The organism is Asticcacaulis sp. P4_H10 (assembly GCF_056400965.1).
The window spans coordinates 316,527-331,792 of sequence record NZ_JBFUKH010000005.1 but is presented as its reverse complement, the minus strand read 5'-3'; the positions used below and the strand labels follow the sequence as shown (position 1 = coordinate 331,792).

14 protein-coding genes are annotated in these 15,266 nt (G+C 61.5%); 5 read left to right on the top strand and 9 right to left on the bottom strand.

All coding sequences use genetic code 11. The annotated features are described in order from the left end of the window. Positions 1 to 91: 91 nt before the first annotated feature. From AC1DON_RS11465 to AC1DON_RS11455, 3 genes are read right to left on the bottom strand one after another with little or no spacing between them, the layout of a single operon-like run. The gene (locus tag AC1DON_RS11465; RefSeq protein ID WP_476934934.1) at positions 92 to 637 is read right to left on the bottom strand and encodes a mismatch-specific DNA-glycosylase; all 546 of its coding nucleotides are present in this window, start codon (positions 635 to 637) and stop codon (positions 92 to 94) included. Between the two features lie 31 nt (positions 638 to 668). Then, positions 669 to 986 (bottom strand): heavy metal-binding domain-containing protein, encoded by a 318-nt coding sequence (locus AC1DON_RS11460; RefSeq protein WP_476934933.1) that lies wholly within the window; start codon positions 984 to 986, stop codon positions 669 to 671. 5 nt (positions 987 to 991) lie between these two features. Further along, positions 992 to 1,975, bottom strand: a complete 984-nt coding sequence (locus AC1DON_RS11455) for a cellulase family glycosylhydrolase (protein WP_476934932.1) — start codon at positions 1,973 to 1,975, stop codon at positions 992 to 994. 148 nt (positions 1,976 to 2,123) lie between these two features. On the opposite strand from AC1DON_RS11455, the gene dnaG reads away from it, so the two are divergent. Together dnaG and rpoD are read left to right on the top strand one after the other, a co-directional pair. Then, entirely contained in the window at positions 2,124 to 4,007 is a 1,884-nt protein-coding gene (gene dnaG, locus AC1DON_RS11450; RefSeq protein WP_476934972.1) for a DNA primase, read from the top strand. 161 nt (positions 4,008 to 4,168) lie between these two features. Beyond that, on the top strand, positions 4,169 to 6,277 hold the full coding sequence (rpoD, locus tag AC1DON_RS11445; protein WP_476934931.1) for an RNA polymerase sigma factor RpoD: 2,109 nt from the start codon (positions 4,169 to 4,171) through the stop codon (positions 6,275 to 6,277). A gap of 141 nt (positions 6,278 to 6,418) precedes the next feature. On the opposite strand, the gene AC1DON_RS11440 is transcribed toward rpoD, so the two are convergent. Continuing rightward, complete coding sequence (locus AC1DON_RS11440; RefSeq protein WP_476934930.1) at positions 6,419 to 6,703, bottom strand: type II toxin-antitoxin system RelE/ParE family toxin; 285 nt, start codon at positions 6,701 to 6,703, stop codon at positions 6,419 to 6,421. Next, positions 6,700 to 6,975, bottom strand: a complete 276-nt coding sequence (locus AC1DON_RS11435) for a CopG family ribbon-helix-helix protein (protein WP_476934929.1) — start codon at positions 6,973 to 6,975, stop codon at positions 6,700 to 6,702. Before AC1DON_RS11435 ends, AC1DON_RS11440 begins: the two co-directional genes overlap by 4 nt. Positions 6,976 to 7,104: 129 nt before the next feature. Here AC1DON_RS11435 and AC1DON_RS11430 point away from each other — a divergent pair, with 129 nt between their 5' ends. The 3 genes from AC1DON_RS11430 (at position 7,105) to AC1DON_RS11420 (ending at position 9,915) form a co-directional block, all read left to right on the top strand. Further along, positions 7,105 to 7,998: an MBL fold metallo-hydrolase gene (locus AC1DON_RS11430; RefSeq protein ID WP_476934928.1), complete on the top strand. Its 894-nt coding sequence runs from the start codon at positions 7,105 to 7,107 to the stop codon at positions 7,996 to 7,998. 7 nt (positions 7,999 to 8,005) lie between these two features. After that, entirely contained in the window at positions 8,006 to 8,245 is a 240-nt protein-coding gene (locus AC1DON_RS11425; protein ID WP_476934927.1) for a hypothetical protein, read from the top strand. 140 nt (positions 8,246 to 8,385) lie between these two features. Next, positions 8,386 to 9,915: a hypothetical protein gene (locus AC1DON_RS11420; protein ID WP_476934926.1), complete on the top strand. Its 1,530-nt coding sequence runs from the start codon at positions 8,386 to 8,388 to the stop codon at positions 9,913 to 9,915. A gap of 7 nt (positions 9,916 to 9,922) precedes the next feature. Here the strand turns inward: AC1DON_RS11420 and AC1DON_RS11415 are convergent, their stop codons facing one another. The 4 genes from AC1DON_RS11415 to AC1DON_RS11400 are packed head-to-tail and all read right to left on the bottom strand — an operon-like array spanning position 9,923 to position 15,102. Next, the gene (locus AC1DON_RS11415; RefSeq protein ID WP_476934925.1) at positions 9,923 to 10,420 is read right to left on the bottom strand and encodes a hypothetical protein; all 498 of its coding nucleotides are present in this window, start codon (positions 10,418 to 10,420) and stop codon (positions 9,923 to 9,925) included. A gap of 41 nt (positions 10,421 to 10,461) precedes the next feature. Beyond that, complete coding sequence (locus AC1DON_RS11410; protein ID WP_476934924.1) at positions 10,462 to 12,093, bottom strand: alpha-L-fucosidase; 1,632 nt, start codon at positions 12,091 to 12,093, stop codon at positions 10,462 to 10,464. Between the two features lie 10 nt (positions 12,094 to 12,103). Further along, entirely contained in the window at positions 12,104 to 13,147 is a 1,044-nt protein-coding gene (locus AC1DON_RS11405; protein WP_476934923.1) for a glycoside hydrolase family 43 protein, read from the bottom strand. Continuing rightward, a complete protein-coding gene (locus tag AC1DON_RS11400) occupies positions 13,147 to 15,102 on the bottom strand; it encodes a sialate O-acetylesterase (RefSeq protein ID WP_476934922.1) in 1,956 nt (651 codons plus the stop codon). Before AC1DON_RS11400 ends, AC1DON_RS11405 begins: the two co-directional genes overlap by 1 nt. Positions 15,103 to 15,266 lie beyond the last annotated feature (164 nt).

Sequence of the window (15,266 nt, the reverse complement as noted above, 5' to 3'; positions counted from 1 at the left end):
GGGGACTCACTTTATATGGGGTGCGGGCAAACGGCCGGACACATAGGGGCACAGGGGCGTCAGGTCAATGCACAGTTTTCGGCATATCGCTCTACGGCATCGCTCTGACGGTATCAGCCAGGGCCTGCCACACGTCCTGCCTCCAGAAGATGCGCGCCTGGCCGGACGGCGAGGTCAGGACGTAAATGCGCGTCTCACCGACCGTTTCCGTTTGAAAGCCAAGCGGGATCGCGCTGGTCGGTCGGCCAAGAAATGTGGCCGCGCCCGTCTTGCTGGTAAAGGCCAGAATGCGTGGCTGAAACCTCAGAATTTTTTCCCGCAGCGCCCCGGCGTCGAGCGCACCGTCGGGTAATTCATTGTCATTGCCGAAGTGCGCCTTGCACAGGTCGGTCAGGCCGATTCCGAAATCGCGCAGTTGGGCATAATCCTCCGGCTGCACGCGTTCTGGCGTCAGGCCAGTATTGTGCAGGGTCCGCCAGAAGAAGTTGCCAGGATTGGCGTAGTAGGCTTTGCGTTCGGCCGAGACGCGCCCAAGTGCCGTGCCGCAAAACACGACCTTCAGACCGGGCGTTAGCAGGTCAGGCACGCAGTGGCCGTCTGGCAGGGGACCGGATTTCTCAAGACGCATTTTAGGCATGGTACGGATACTGCCCGTCAGATAGGACGCTTTAGCTGATTGTCACTGCCGTCCCGGAACAACTGACCATCAGCATATTGCCTTGGCCGACCGTCGAATAGTCGATATCGATGCCGACAATGGCGTTGGCGCCGCGTTTCTGCGCTTCCATTTCCATCTCACGCAAGGCGGCGTCGCGCGCGCTGCGCAGCACCTCTTCGTAGGATCCCGAGCGGCCACCGACGATGTCGCGGATGCCGGCGAAGAAGTCGCGGAAGATGTTGGCGCCCAGGATCGCCTCACCGGTGACGACGCCGAGGTAGGTGGTGATCTTGCTGCCTTCGATAGAGTTGGTCGTGGTCACTTTCATGGCGGTTACCTCGCTGTTTTAGGCCTGCCCCAGGCTTTGACGATCTCTTCACCCCGGCGGGTCAGCGTCACCTTGCCATAGTCCTGTGACATGTCCAGCACGCGGGTCGCCCCGCCGTTGCCCTTCCAGCTCCAGGCCAGCCAGCCGATGCCTTGCGCATTTGCTGACTGCATCAGGTAGAGGTGGTCGACTGTGTGGCCGTCCTCATTGAGCTCGCGGTCGCCGAATTCACCAAGCACAAAGGGCAGGCCGGTCGCCTTCAGCTTCGAGATATTGTCGTCAATCAGGCCGGCGCTGTTCCACAGGTGATGATAGGCGTGGACCGAGACGATCAGGTTTTTCAGCGGATCGGCTTCGACAAAGGCCTTGCCGCGCCCTTCGGTGAAGCTGGCCGTGGTCTGGCCGCAGTCGGCGGCGTCGATGACGATCGGCGCGCGGAAGCCCTCGGCGCGGAACGCCTTGATCAGGCCGGTATAGGTCGCCGTGTAGTCCTTGAAGCCATCCTTGGACGTGCCCCACTCATTGGCGATGTTTAGCATGATCCAGGGCTGGTATTTCGGTTCCTTCAGCACCCCGGCCCAGCGCTTCAGCCACAGTGCTTCGCTGTCCTTGCGCAAGAGCGCGCTGTCGGACGCGCAGGTAATGTCCTTTTCCCAGTAGAAGACCATGACCGGGATCTTGTGCTTTACAGCTTCATCGAGGGCTTGACGCAACTGGCCGGCGGTGGTGTCGCGCCGCAGCTGGAGCCGGATCATATTGGCGCCGACGCTGTCGATGGCGGCGACGGCGGGCAGGGCTTGAGCAGGGTGATCGCCATATTGCAGGTTTACGCCGCGTGCGATGAATTCGCGACCGTCGGGCGTCAGGATCTGCGCGTCTTTCGTTGTGAACGTGGCCGGCGCAGACGGCTTCGTGGCGGCGCTGGCAGTGGTTGCCAAGCTGCTGGCGCAGGCTATCGACAAAGCGATCAGTGTCAGAATGCGGTTCATCGAGCCTCCGTCGATCCTTGCTCTATGCCTACCAGCGCAATGCTTAAAACGAAATCATTAATCGCGGCTCCGAACATTTCACGAATCGGCTGTTAACAATTATGAATGCCGCCGTGCCATTTGCTCAGTGAACGTCTATATTAAACCCGTGCGCTTTGATGACCATTTCCTCGATGAGCTGAAGACCCGCCTGCGTCCGTCCGACGTCATAGGCAAGAGCGTCAAGCTGCGCCGCAACGGCAAGGAATGGGTCGGCCTGTCGCCCTTTACCAAGGAAAAGACGCCGTCCTTCTACGTCAACGACCAGAAGGGCCAGTTCTTCGACTTCTCGTCGGGCAAGAACGGCGACATCATCTCCTTCCTGCAGGAAACCGAGCGCCTCAGCTTTAACGAGGCAGTCGAGAAGTTGGCGGCCGAAGCCGGCATGGCCCTGCCGGCGGTAACGCCGCAGGCGGTGGCCGCCGAACAAAAGCGCCGGTCATTGAACGACTGGATGGAGCTGGCGCAGAAATGGTTCGTCGCCCGTTTGCAGGACAAGACACCGGCAGCGCAAGCCGCGCGCGACTATCTGAAAAAGCGTGGCCTGTCCGATGAGGATGTTGCGACCTTCGGGCTCGGCTATTCGCCGCGCGATCATCAGGCGCTGAAGGATGCCATGGTGCAGAAAGGCGCCAAGGTTTCCGAACTGGTTGAATGCGGCCTGCTGATTGAGGTCGACGGCAAGGCGCCTTATGATCGGTTCCGCGACCGGCTGATGTTCCCGATCGAGGATCAGCGCGGCCACGTCGTCAGCTTCGGCGGCCGGGCGCTTAATCCGGACGAAAAAGCCAAGTATCTCAATGGCCCCGAAACGCCCTTGTTCCACAAGGGCAGCATGCTGTTCGGCCTGCCCAAGGCGCTGAAACTGCTGGGGGCCGAAGAGACGCATGAGGAACTGGTCGTCGTCGAAGGCTATATGGACGCCATCGCCTGCCAGCGCGCCAAGATCGCCGCCGTTGCGCCGCTCGGCACCGCCCTGACCGAAGAACAGATCGACATCCTGTGGCGCCGCCATCCGGAGCCGACGCTCTGTTTCGACGGCGACAAGGCCGGCCTGCGCGCCGCCTATCGCGCGCTCGATCGCGCCTTGCCGAAGCTCAAGCCCGGCAAGTCGTTCAAGGTCTGCTTTCTCGAGGGCGGTAAGGACCCCGACGAAATTCTGCGTGAAAAAGGCGCCCTGGTGCTGCGCGACCAGATCGGCCACACCAAGCCATTCGTCGAGGTCTTGTTTGCACGCGAGGCCGAGGCCGAAAGCCTGGAGACGCCCGAACGCAAGGCGGGCCTGAAAAAGCGGTTGCGTGCGCTTGCGCAACTGATCGAGGACAAGGATCTCGCCGACACCTATCGCCGCGACTTGCTGGCGAAGTTCGACGACCTGTTTGCCCCTAAACGCACGGAAACGCCTTACCAGGAATACCGGCCTAGCACTGGCCGGAGCGGGAAATGGACGGGCGGCAAGCCCGATCCGAAGAGCCAGCCGGCCATGTCCGAGTCGCGCACGGCGGCGCAAAATCTGACCGTTTCGATCGACCCGATCTCGGCCGCGCTTGCGCAAGGACTGATCGATAATCCGGACTGGATGCACGATCAGGTCGAAGGCCTTGAGGCCTATGGGTTGGGTGACGGGGCGCTGGACGGGCTGGCGCGCAATCTCGTGGCATTAACTTTTCGTCACGAGGGGCTTGACAGAGAGAATCTAACTCGCCATTTGCACAAACAAGGACTTGGCGCATTGCTGAGTGAGATCCAAAAGGCGGCCATCAAAGCAGGCGCGCCATTCCTCGCACCGGAAACCGATCTCGCGCATGCCCACGCCCGCTGGATACAGGCGTTCAACGCGGTCTCGCGTTTGACGGCGTTGGATCGTGCTCTTAATTCTGCCAAGGAACAGGTTGGGACAGAATTTTTTTCACGGCTGAAGCTGGAACGTGATTCCTTGCGGCGGTCCTTGAGAAGCGGACATATCTGGCAGGACGGTACGACGAAACCCTAGGGCAAACGCATGTGACACAACCGTCACGTGGCCCTTTTAAGGCTTCGTTGACGATAGTCCCGCCATAACACAAAAACCGGATGCAGGTCCGGTGACCCAGCCGGGAACGCGGGTCGAGTTGCGGAGAGCTATATGCTTTTAAATATGAAGGGTACCGGCCAATGAGTACGACGACCGAGAAACCCGAAACGGATACGCCGTCTGACGGCCCATTGCTCGACCTGACCGATTCTGGGGTCAAGAAGTTCATTAAGGCGGCCAAGGCGCGCGGCTACGTCACGATGGACGAGCTGAACAAGGTCCTGCCGTCCGAGGAGTTCACCTCCGAGCAGATCGAAGACACGCTGGCCATGCTCACTGAGATGGGCGTCAATGTCATCGAGTCAGAAGAAGAGGCGGGTGAGACGACGGAAGTCGCCGTCCGCGAAGAGGCCGGTGCGCTGGCTGAAACCGGCAAGACCTCGGCCTATGACCGTACCGACGACCCCGTGCGCATGTACCTGCGCGAAATGGGTTCGGTCGAACTGCTGTCGCGCGAAGGCGAAATCGCCATCGCCAAGCGCATCGAAGCCGGTCGCGACACCATGATCCGCGGCCTGTGCGAATCCGCCCTGACCTTCGAAGCCATCATGGTGTGGCGCGAGGAACTGGGTTCGGGCCGAATCCTGCTGCGTGAAATCATTGACCTGGAAGGCACTTACGGCGGCGGTCCGTCGGAAGGTCCGCCTCCGGGCGCCATGGGCGAAGAGGGCGAAGAGGAAGAAACGGCCGATGATGGCGTGATCGCGCTGCGCGCGCCTGCGCCGGTCGTCAAGGCGCCGGAGCCTAAGCCTGAACCGAAGCCCGAGCCCAAGCCGCAGCCCGTCGTGGAAGCGAAAAAGCCGGAGCCGAAGAAGAAGTCCGGCGACGAAGACGACGATGACGATTACGTCCCGATGGACGAAGAAGAGAAGAAGCCGGAAGTCGTCGAAGAAGAGGAAGAGGACGATTTCGACGATGGCGCCGGCCCGTCGGTCTCGGCCATGGAATCGGAACTGCGCGACGGCGTCATGGCGACGCTCGACGCCATTGCCGGCGAGTTCGAGACCTATCGCCGCGTCCAGGACAAGATCCTGAGCGCCAAGCTGGAAGGCCAACCGGTCGATCCGGCCGACAAGGCGGCGCACGAAGAGGTCACCTCGACCATCACGCGTCACCTCAAGACACTGAAGCTGAACAACCAGCGTATCGAAGCGCTGGTCGAGCAGCTCTATGCCATCAATAAGCGCCTGATGTCACTGGAAGGCCGCCTCCTGCGTCTGGCGGACTCCTACGGCATCTCGCGGACTGAATTCCTGACCGCCTACTATTCGCGCGAACTCGACCCGCAGTGGGGCGACAAGGTGCGCGAGATGGGCGTGCGCTGGCAGAAGTTCATCGACAACGACTCCGGCGCCATCGCTCGCATCCGTGGCGATGTCACGCAACTGGCGACTGATATGGGCGTGGCGGTCGACGACTTCCGCCGCATCGTCCAGACGGTCCAGAAGGGCGAGCGCGAGGCCCGTCAGGCCAAGACCGAAATGGTCGAGGCCAACCTGCGTCTCGTTATTTCGATCGCCAAGAAGTACACCAACCGCGGCCTGCAGTTCCTTGACCTCATTCAGGAAGGCAATATTGGCCTGATGAAGGCGGTCGACAAGTTCGAATACCGCCGTGGTTACAAGTTCTCGACCTATGCGACCTGGTGGATTCGTCAGGCGATTACGCGCTCGATCGCCGACCAGGCGCGGACTATCCGTATCCCGGTCCACATGATCGAGACGATCAACAAGATCGTCCGCACGTCGCGTCAGATGCTGCACGAAATCGGCCGCGAGCCGACGCCGGAAGAACTGGCCGAAAAGCTGGCCATGCCGCTGGAAAAGGTGCGCAAGGTCCTGAAGATCGCCAAGGAACCGATCTCGCTCGAAACGCCGATCGGCGACGAAGAGGATTCGCACCTCGGCGACTTCATCGAGGACAAGAATGCCGTCCTGCCGATCGATGCGGCCATCCAGTCGAACCTGCGCGAAACCACCACGCGCGTGCTGGCGTCTCTGACGCCGCGCGAGGAGCGGGTGCTGCGCATGCGCTTCGGGATCGGTATGAACACAGATCACACGCTGGAAGAAGTCGGCCAGCAGTTCTCGGTGACGCGCGAACGTATCCGTCAGATCGAGGCGAAGGCACTGCGCAAGCTGAAGCACCCGTCGCGGTCGCGGAAGCTGCGGTCGTTCCTCGACTCTTAAGCTATGGGGTTTGGGGCCTGGGCCCCAAGTCTTTTAAAATCAAAGAAAAAGCCTGGCCTTTTGGGGTCAGGCTTTTTCTTTGATATCAGGGAAAGTCTGTGGGGGCGCGGACCCCACACCCCATAACCTTAAGAGGCAGGATTACCACTGCTTGGGCTGACGCCGGCTGGTGTGCCAGATGCGCAGGATTTCAACGTCAGACCCGTTGATGCGGTAAGGAATGACGTAGGGCCAGTCTGGCACTGACCATTCGCGGATTTCGGCGGTCTGGCTGTGGCGGCCAACAGCGTTATTGCGCTCGATAAGGCGTAGGGAAGCGACTATTGCCAGTCGAAATCCCTCAGCGGCGGAAGAATGCTGTTCCGACAGATAGGCTACCTCGTGAGCAATATCCGCGACCGCCCTTGGCAGCAGGATCAGGCTCATTTCTTAAAGACGTCCGGCGTTGGCGCGGGGGTCTGCGGATTGGTTTTCAGTTCTTCCAGCCAAGCCAAGGCGGCATTACCTGACACGAATACACCCTTGTCCGCCTCAGAAATAGCTTCGTCCAGCGCGGCAAGATAGGCGCGGTGGTCGGCGACGTACGCCTCGACTGCCTCCTTGACGATATAAGCGCGTGAACGGTTGGTGGCCTCAGCTATCTTTTCGACCTCAGCCTTGAGATCATCGGGGAGACGCACAGAGAATGTATCGGCCATATGAACCTGCTGTGTTCGAAGTGAACACATTGTAGTCGACATGCCAATATTGGTCAAACGCCCTGTTCCACACCTGTTTACGATGCTACATCGCTTTCGCTGGGGAATAGCATCCGAAAAGGTCACAACATGAGAACGAAGTTGCGTCTGGGTTTTGCGTCTGTACTCGTTTCCATTCTCGCCGTGGGCACAGCCTGCGCCGCCGAACCGGCCATTCCCGATGTCGCCGCCAAGCCTTTCAAGGTCGGCAGCCTGGAACTTGTTTCGCTGCACGACACCCAGTTTGTCATGCCCAATGACGCCAAGGTATTTGGTCTCGATGCCGGCCCTGAAGCCGTGGCGACCGTCCTCAAGGACGCCGGTGCGCCCACCGACAAGATCACGCTTAGCGTCGATGCGCTTCTGGTCAAGGATGGCAGCCGGCTGATCCTGATCGATACCGGCGTTGGTCCGAAGGGCGGCAAGCTGGTCGCCAGCCTCAAGCAGGCCGGGGTCACGCCGGATCAGATCACCGATGTGCTGATCTCGCATGGCCACGGCGATCATATCGGCGGGCTGATTGATGGCAACGGCAAACCGGCCTTTCCGAACGCGAAGGTGCGTTTGACGGCTGCCGAATGGGACTCGGTGAAGAGCAGCGGCCAGGCCGACGCCATTGTCGCCGCCGTCACGCCCCAGGTCGAAACCTTCGCGCCTGGAGCGCAGATTTCGCCGGCCATCAAGTCGGTCGAGGTCAAGGGGCATACGCCGGGCCACACCGCCTATCAGATCACTTCCGGCAAGAAGATGCTGCTGGCCATCGGCGACAGCGCCCACTCCTCCATCATTTCGCTGGCCAGGCCCGAGTGGTTCATTCAGTTCGATGGCGACAAGCCGACCGCGCGCGACAGCCGCAAGGAACTGCTGACCGAACTGGCCAAGAGCGGCCAGCTGATCTTCTCGCCGCACTTCCCTTATCCGGGCGTCGGCACCGTCAAGGCCAAGGGCACCGGCTTTGTCTGGGCGCCCGCTCTGAAGCCCTAGGCGTGAGATGGAAATAGCCATTCTCTTCTTTTTTCCCATCGGTATTGCCGCCATCAGCCTGTGTTACATCGGCTGGGCTTGGGGTTCTCTGTACAGTCGCCGCATCCGCACCTTGCATAAGACCTATGTGGAAAAGACGCGGTTTCCAGTGACCTACTGGCTGTTATTCTTTTTCTACTGGATTTCCGGTCTCGCCGGCGTCGCCCTGGCTATAGGGTTCGGCCTGACTCTTCTGCGATCGGTATGATTTGGCGCGTATGATCGCTCCGCGGCAGGACAAATATGCCGCAGCGGAGCGATTTGCATTACCGCAATCGGTGCACCTGCTTGCCGCCCCGCCGTCTTTCGGTTAACCCTAGTTAACACGATGGATGGTGGGGGCTTTTCATGATTTCGGCTTTGCGGCGCTTGGCACCTGTCAGCCTGATGGTATTGGCCTTAAGCGCCGCTGCCGTCATGCCTGCCCACGCCGATACGGCCACGATTGCACCGGCCACGGCCACGGCCACGGCCCCGGCCTCAAGCCCCAATACCGCGCTCAACATCATGCAGGCGACCGCCGCCATGCAGTCGGGCAAGTGCGATGAAGCCCTGCCCGCCCTCGCGCAGCTTTGGGACGATCCGGAGCTGCTGAAGGGCGACCCGGACCTGGCTGAACAGTTTCGCTTCCAGCGCATCCTGTGTACGCTGTCGCTGAACGGTTTGCCGGCGGCATTGACCCTGTCCGAGAACAGCCTGAAGCATCCGGGCGCCACGGTCGCCAGCTACGACCTGCGCATCTTCCTATTGTTGAGCGCGAAGCAGACCGACGCGGCCGCCGACGTCCTGGCCGAGGCCACGACGCGCTTTTCCTCGACTGCCTACAAGCTGACCGACATGACGGTCATGGGCACGCTGCTGACCGTCAAGCTGGAGCGCCGCCGTGTGCTTCTGGCATCGCTGCAACGCGCCGGCTGGCAGCTCCGTGATCCATCGGGCCGGCTGGTTATCGACTTCCTGCGGCTGGATGGCCTGCGCACAGCCGTCAAGGCCAATGACAAGGTTCTGGCCGATCTCTTCCGCGCCGACATCGCCGACAATGCCCTGATCTATCCGATCAGCCAGGGCGACGGCCTGATCAGCGATGCCGGCGTCCAGCCGGCCTATGTGATGCCGGTGCTGCGTCAGCAGATCCAGGACGTCCAGACCTATATCGCCAATACGCCGACCGACCTGCCGGGCCTGCGCTACCTGATCCTGCTGCAGCGTGCAGCCGACGAACAGCAAATCGCCCTGGTCCAGCTGAACGGCGTCCTGCAACTGATCCGCGTCAACGGCCTGGAGAAGTTCAAGCTTCCGAACACCTATCCGAACCTGATCCGCGACAAGGCCATTCTGCTGGCCGAACTCGGCAAGACGGAAGAGGCATTGGCGCTGTACAAGGAAGGCGCCAATGTCATGAAGGGCGCCGGGACCTTCAATTTCACGGCGTCCTATATGGAGTTCCTGATCAGCCTTGGCCGCGACCAGGACGCGCTGGCGCTTGAAGCCAATATCGACTTCACGCAACTGGACGACAGCCAGAAGCGTCGACTGGCTGCGGTGCAGGGCTGCGCTTACGGCTATCAAAAGGACACGATGCGCTATGACGTGTCGCTGGCCATGGCGACGACGTCGTCGGGCCTGACCGATCCCAAAATCTATCTGTGCGCGGGTGACACCGAAGGCGCCGCCAAGGCGTTTATTGCCTTTATCAATAGCCCCGCTGCCCGCGATGAAGCCATCATGGCCATGCAGAACGCCAAACCACCGATCGCCTATTCGGAACGCAGCAAGGCGATCAATGCCGCCGTCTCTGCCTTGAAGAAGCGTCCCGATGTCATCGCAGCCGCCAAGGCGCAGAACATCATCATCCGCGATTGGCCAATCCGGTTCTGACGGTTCGTTATTTCAGATCACAGTGGATGGCGACGGGCTTGGCCTGGGCGCTTTCGACATAGTCCTGGAAGACGCCGCAGCCGATCAGGCCGTCCTTTGCGCCGGCTTTTGTCGAATAAATGTTGATCAGGACCAAAGGTTTCTGGCCGGTGATGTGCTGCAGGTTCTCGGTCTGCGCACCGGCGCCGGTCATATGTACCGTCTGGTCCTTCGCCTCGACCTGAAGTTTGTCGGTATTGAGGTGGATGGTGCCGTCCTTGGCATCGGCGAGTTGCACGGTCGAGGGCCGGGCATTGCCGTAATAGAGGGCCGAGATTTCCATCTGGCTGCCGCGCGTCTTGATCTTTTCAAGAGCTGCCGGGGTGAAGCTCAGTGCGATATCGTAGCTGTAGTCAACCGCAGCCGGCGCAGAGCTTGACGCGGCGGGCGCATCGGCCTTGGGTGAACACTGGACAAGCGCCAGGGCGGCGACGCCCAGGCTGATAATGGCGATGGCTTTGGTCATGGTGCGTTTCCCCATTTTTCGTTGTGCCCAGCTTACACCGCTTATACCAAACCCGCACCGCTGATTTTCAGCGCCGGCGTAAAGGCCGGACGCGCTTCGGGCAGCTTGACCGCCAGGCCGTCCATGCCCAGCTCGAAACGCAGCGGTTCACCGTGACCAAGCAGTTCGACACGTTCGACCGTGCCCTTGCGCTGCGCGGAACCGTCGGCCATCGCGCGGATATTGAGGAAGCCGCTTTCCGGCCACTCCATGGCGATGGCGTAGAGCGCGCCACCTTTGGTCGTGAAGCGAATGTCTTCGTGGGTGAAGGGCTTGGTGGCATTTTCCTGCATGTGGCCCTCGACCGCCTTGGTCGGACCTTCGCCGTAGATGCCCCAGGGGCGGGTGGCAAAGATGGCATCACCATTGACGTCGAGCCACGCCTTCATGCTGCCCAGGATAGCGACTTCCTTTTCGTCGATCTCGCCATTGCCGCGCACTGGCACGCTCAGCAGCATATTGCCGTTCTTGGCGACAATATCGGTGAGGCGCTGGATGACCTGCTTGGCGGGCTTGTAGCCGTCGCGCTCATATAGGCCGCGATCGTAATGCCAGTTGCCGAGGCAGGTGCAGGTCTGCCACGGGATCGGCCGCAGCCGGTCGGAGAAGCCGCGCTCGATGTCTTCGGTGATGGCGCGGCGCTGCAGGTCGGTGAGCTGCTTTCCCGTCGCCACGACCTGGTTGTCGCCGTGCCACTTCCGGCTCTGGTTATAGTAGTAGCTGGCGGCGTCGAGGCCGTATTGTTCCAGCGGAAGCGCGGTATCGTCGAAATAGACCAGGTCGGGCTTGTAGCGATCGACCATGTCGTTCTGGCGCAGCAGCCATTTCTTCGCATAGTACTGGCCGTTGGGCGGCACGGTTTCTGGCCACCCGCCAGAGGTCTTGTCGATATGCTGCTGCATGGCGGCGATGGAAGAAATGCCGTCTTTGGGCGGCATGTCGCCGAACGGGCCGGTGTACAGTTCCTGCGGGTCGTAACCGTCCCACCACTTGCCCTTGCCGTCGGCCTTGGTCAGGCGGGCGGCGTCATAGCGCAGGCCCCTGGCCGGACCTTCGGCGTCGTAGCCATAAGCGGTCTGCCACCAGTGCCAGGCGTGGGCGGCGTGGTTCGACAGGCCGAATTTCAGGCCGTGTTTGCGGGCGGCCTTTTCGAAATCACCGCAGATGTCGCGCTTGGGGCCGATATTGACCGCGTTCCAGCTCTGGTACTTGGAATCATAGAGATCGAAATTGTCATGGTGGTTGGCCATGGCGACGAAATACTTTGCGCCAACCGACTTGTAGAGACCGACCAGTCCGTCCGGATCGAACTTCTCGGCCTTCCAGTCCTTAAGGAATTCCATGAAGCCGAACTGCGCCGGATGGCCGTAGGTTTTTACATGGTGGTCGTAGACATGATTGCCCTGGATATACATCTGGCGGCCATACCAGTCGCCGTGTTCCGGCACGCATTGCGGCCCCCAATGCGCCCAAAGCCCAAGCTTGGCGTCGCGAAACCATTCGGGCGTGCGATAGCCTGCGGCCAGCGAGTCCCAGTTGGCCTTAAAGGGCGCGGGAGCGGCTTCTGCGGAGACGGCAGGAATGGCGCCCAGGGCGGCGGCGGAACCGATAAGCTGGCGGCGGGAAGGGCGCATGATTGGGTCCTTATTTCGCGATGAGCGGATTGGGATAGAGTGGGGCCGGATCGAGATCGAGGTCCGGACGCGGCGAGACAATAACGATGCGGTCGCCCTCGTCGTCGATGTCATAAAGCTTGCCGCGGGCATTCTTGAACGGGCGGTGGACGATCAGCATGCGCCGGTCGTCAAAGGTGGTGAAGACCATGCCGTGGCCAGACCCCTTGCCCAGCATGTGTGGCAACTGCTTCCACGGGCCTTCCAGCTTGCCGCTTTCTGATATTGCCTGGGTCTGGATATAGCCGTCCGCGCCCCAGCTCGACCAGAGCATGACCAAATTGCCATTGCCGGTGTGATAAAGCTCCGGGCCGTCGGTGACGACCGAGCCGGTCTCGCGCTGCGGCGTGGCGTCGGGCGAGTCCGAGCCCTTGAACAGCAGGATGGGCGGGCCCTTGGCCTTGAGATCGTCGTCGAGCGGCACAGCTTCGATGGTGCCGATGCGCGTCTGGATCCATTCGTGGGCATAGACCATCCACGGCTGGCCGGCGGTATCGACATAGAGCGTGCCGTCGAGCGTCATCAGGTCCTTGGAGACGACGGGTTCGGCGTCGCGCACGACGGTGAACGGCCCGTCCAGGCTGTCGGAAACGGCCAGGACGGTACTACGGCGGATCAGCTTCTCGCCCGAACCGTCGCCATTGCCGGGGAGGGGAAACGCGTCATTATGGACGGTGACGAACAGGTAGTAGCGGCCCTTCCAGGCATGGACTTCCGGCGCCCAGCAGCCGGCATTGGCCCAGATGCGTTGCGGCAGGGCGAAGACGCGCTGTGCCTTTTGCCAGTTGCGCAGATCTCGGCTGGTATAGGCCATGACGCCGATACCGGCCTCACCGCTGATGCGGCCGATATTGGAGGTGTAGAGATAATAGGTGCCCGACGCCTTGTCCGCCACGATCCACGGATCGTGCAGCGGCATGTCGGGCAGGGTGAGCCCGCCTTGCGCCACGGAAGCGCCACAGGCCGCGGCGAACGGCAGGCTCAATCCGGCGGCAAGGAGGGCCCGGCGCCGCATTATTTCACGTCCAGCTGGAACGGCCCGGCGGGCAGGTCGTCGGCGCTGTAGAGGTTGACGTAGGGCGCATCCGCCCAGGCGTAACGGACTGAGGTGGCATCCGCCGCACCGCTAAGCACCATCGTGTCGCCTTGCGGCTTGGCTGTGACATAGCGGCAGGCGCCGTCCTTGCAGGCTTCGAAACCGATAGCGGTGTCGGAGCTGTAGGTGCGCAAACCGCCATTGGTATTGCGGAAGGTGACGACCAGGTCATTGCCCGATCGCGTGGCGCTGACGGCATCCGGGCCCCCGTTCGAGACATTATCGCCATAGGCAATAGCACGGGCATTGCGCGCCAGGCGCTGGCCGACCACGACCTTCTGCGTTGGGTGGATGTCGGTGCGATCACCGAAATCGACAGTCACGGCCAGACCCGCGCGGGGATCGGCATTGACGGCCAGGCGCTGGGCTTCGCGCAGTTCCCCCCAGTTCGACTGAACCGGCTTGGTGGCGACGTCACCGAAGGCCGACAGCTGGGCGACAAAGAACGGCATCTGCGGATCGTCGAAGCTCTTGCGCCAGTCGGCGATCAGCAGAGGCAACAGAGTGCGGTATTCGGCCGCTTCGCCGGCATTGGCCTCGCCCTGGTACCAGGCCGCCAGCTTGACGCGGTAGCCGGCGAGGGGGGCGATCATGGCGTTGTGCAGGGTCGACAGGCTGGTCGGCACCGACCAAGGTGCTGCCGGAATGCTGAGGCCCTTGGCAGCCATGCCGGTCTTGTACTTCCATGTCGCGGGGATCGGCACGGCCTGGCCGTCGCTCATCTTCACGAAGCGGTTGGACGCGCGGCCGCTCAGGCCGCCGCCACCCAAGGCGCGAACGACGATAGTGTTGGCTCCGGCCTTGAAGACGCCGGCAGGGACTTGATAGTCACGCCACACCCACGAAATGCCTGTGCTGCCGACCCAGGTGCCGTTGACCCAGGTCGAGTCGTAGGTATCGATGGGCCCCAGTTGCAGCTGGTTGGCGGTCTTGGCCTGTTCCGCCGTCAGGGTGACGGTGGTGCGCAGCCAAGTGACGCCATCGAAGCTTTTCAGCTCGGCAATGCCTGAGTCCTTCCAGCCGCTGTCGGCAGTGATCGTTGCCCATTTGCTGTCGTCGAAGGCGGGCGCGATGAAGGCGCGATTGGCCTTGTTGGCCTTGTCGTGGGCGTCCCACCAGGCCTCGTCCGCCTTGACCTGCTGGGCCTTGGCCTTGGCGGGGTCGCTGGCCAGCAGCGCCAGGGTGTCGAGGCCGGCGGTATATTTCGGCAGGGTACGCAAGGACGCCGGGCTGATCCAGCTCTGGATCGTCGTGCCGCCCCAGAAGGAGTTGATCATGCCGATCGGCACATTGTGTTCCTTCTGGATCGCCTTGGCCATATGATAGCAGACGGCTGAGGCTTCGCCGACGGTGTCCGGGCCGACGACCTGCCACCTGGTAGGCTTGCCGATGTCGGCCAGCGGCGCGGGCTGGGTGTCATTCTGGACAATCATGAAGCGGAGATTGGCATTGGCGGAATTGCCGATATCGCCCCAGGCGCCGGTCGACAGGCGTTCCGGAAACTGCATGTTCGACTGGCCGCCGCACATCAGGACGTCACCGATCAGGATGTCGCTGAGCGTCTTTGCGCCGCTGCTGTCGGTGGCCGTCAATGTGTAGGTGCCACCGGTCGGCAGGGCCGTCAGGGCTGCTGTCCATTTGCCGTCGGGTCCGGCTGTGGCTTCGGCGGTCCGCGTCGTGCCGTTATTGCCGGTCAGCGCAATCTTCACCACCTGGGACGGCGCAGCCTGGCCCCAGACTTTCAAAGGCACGTCACGCTGCAGGACGGCGTGGTCGCTGAATACTTTCGCGAATTCGGGCGCCGCCTGCGCGGCGCTTGCGGCAGTAAGCGCTGTCAATGCGCAAAGCCATCTTTTGAATCCAAGTCGTTTCATCTCTGCCTCCGTTTTTTCGTTGTGCGCTGATATCGGCAAACCGTCGCCGACTTGGCAAGCGCTTTTATACGAACGTGCAATCAGACTATGTCGGCGCATTTTTGCCACTTAAAAGATTTTTGCTGTTAAATCCCGGGCGGCTTCGCGCGAATAAGCTATGAATT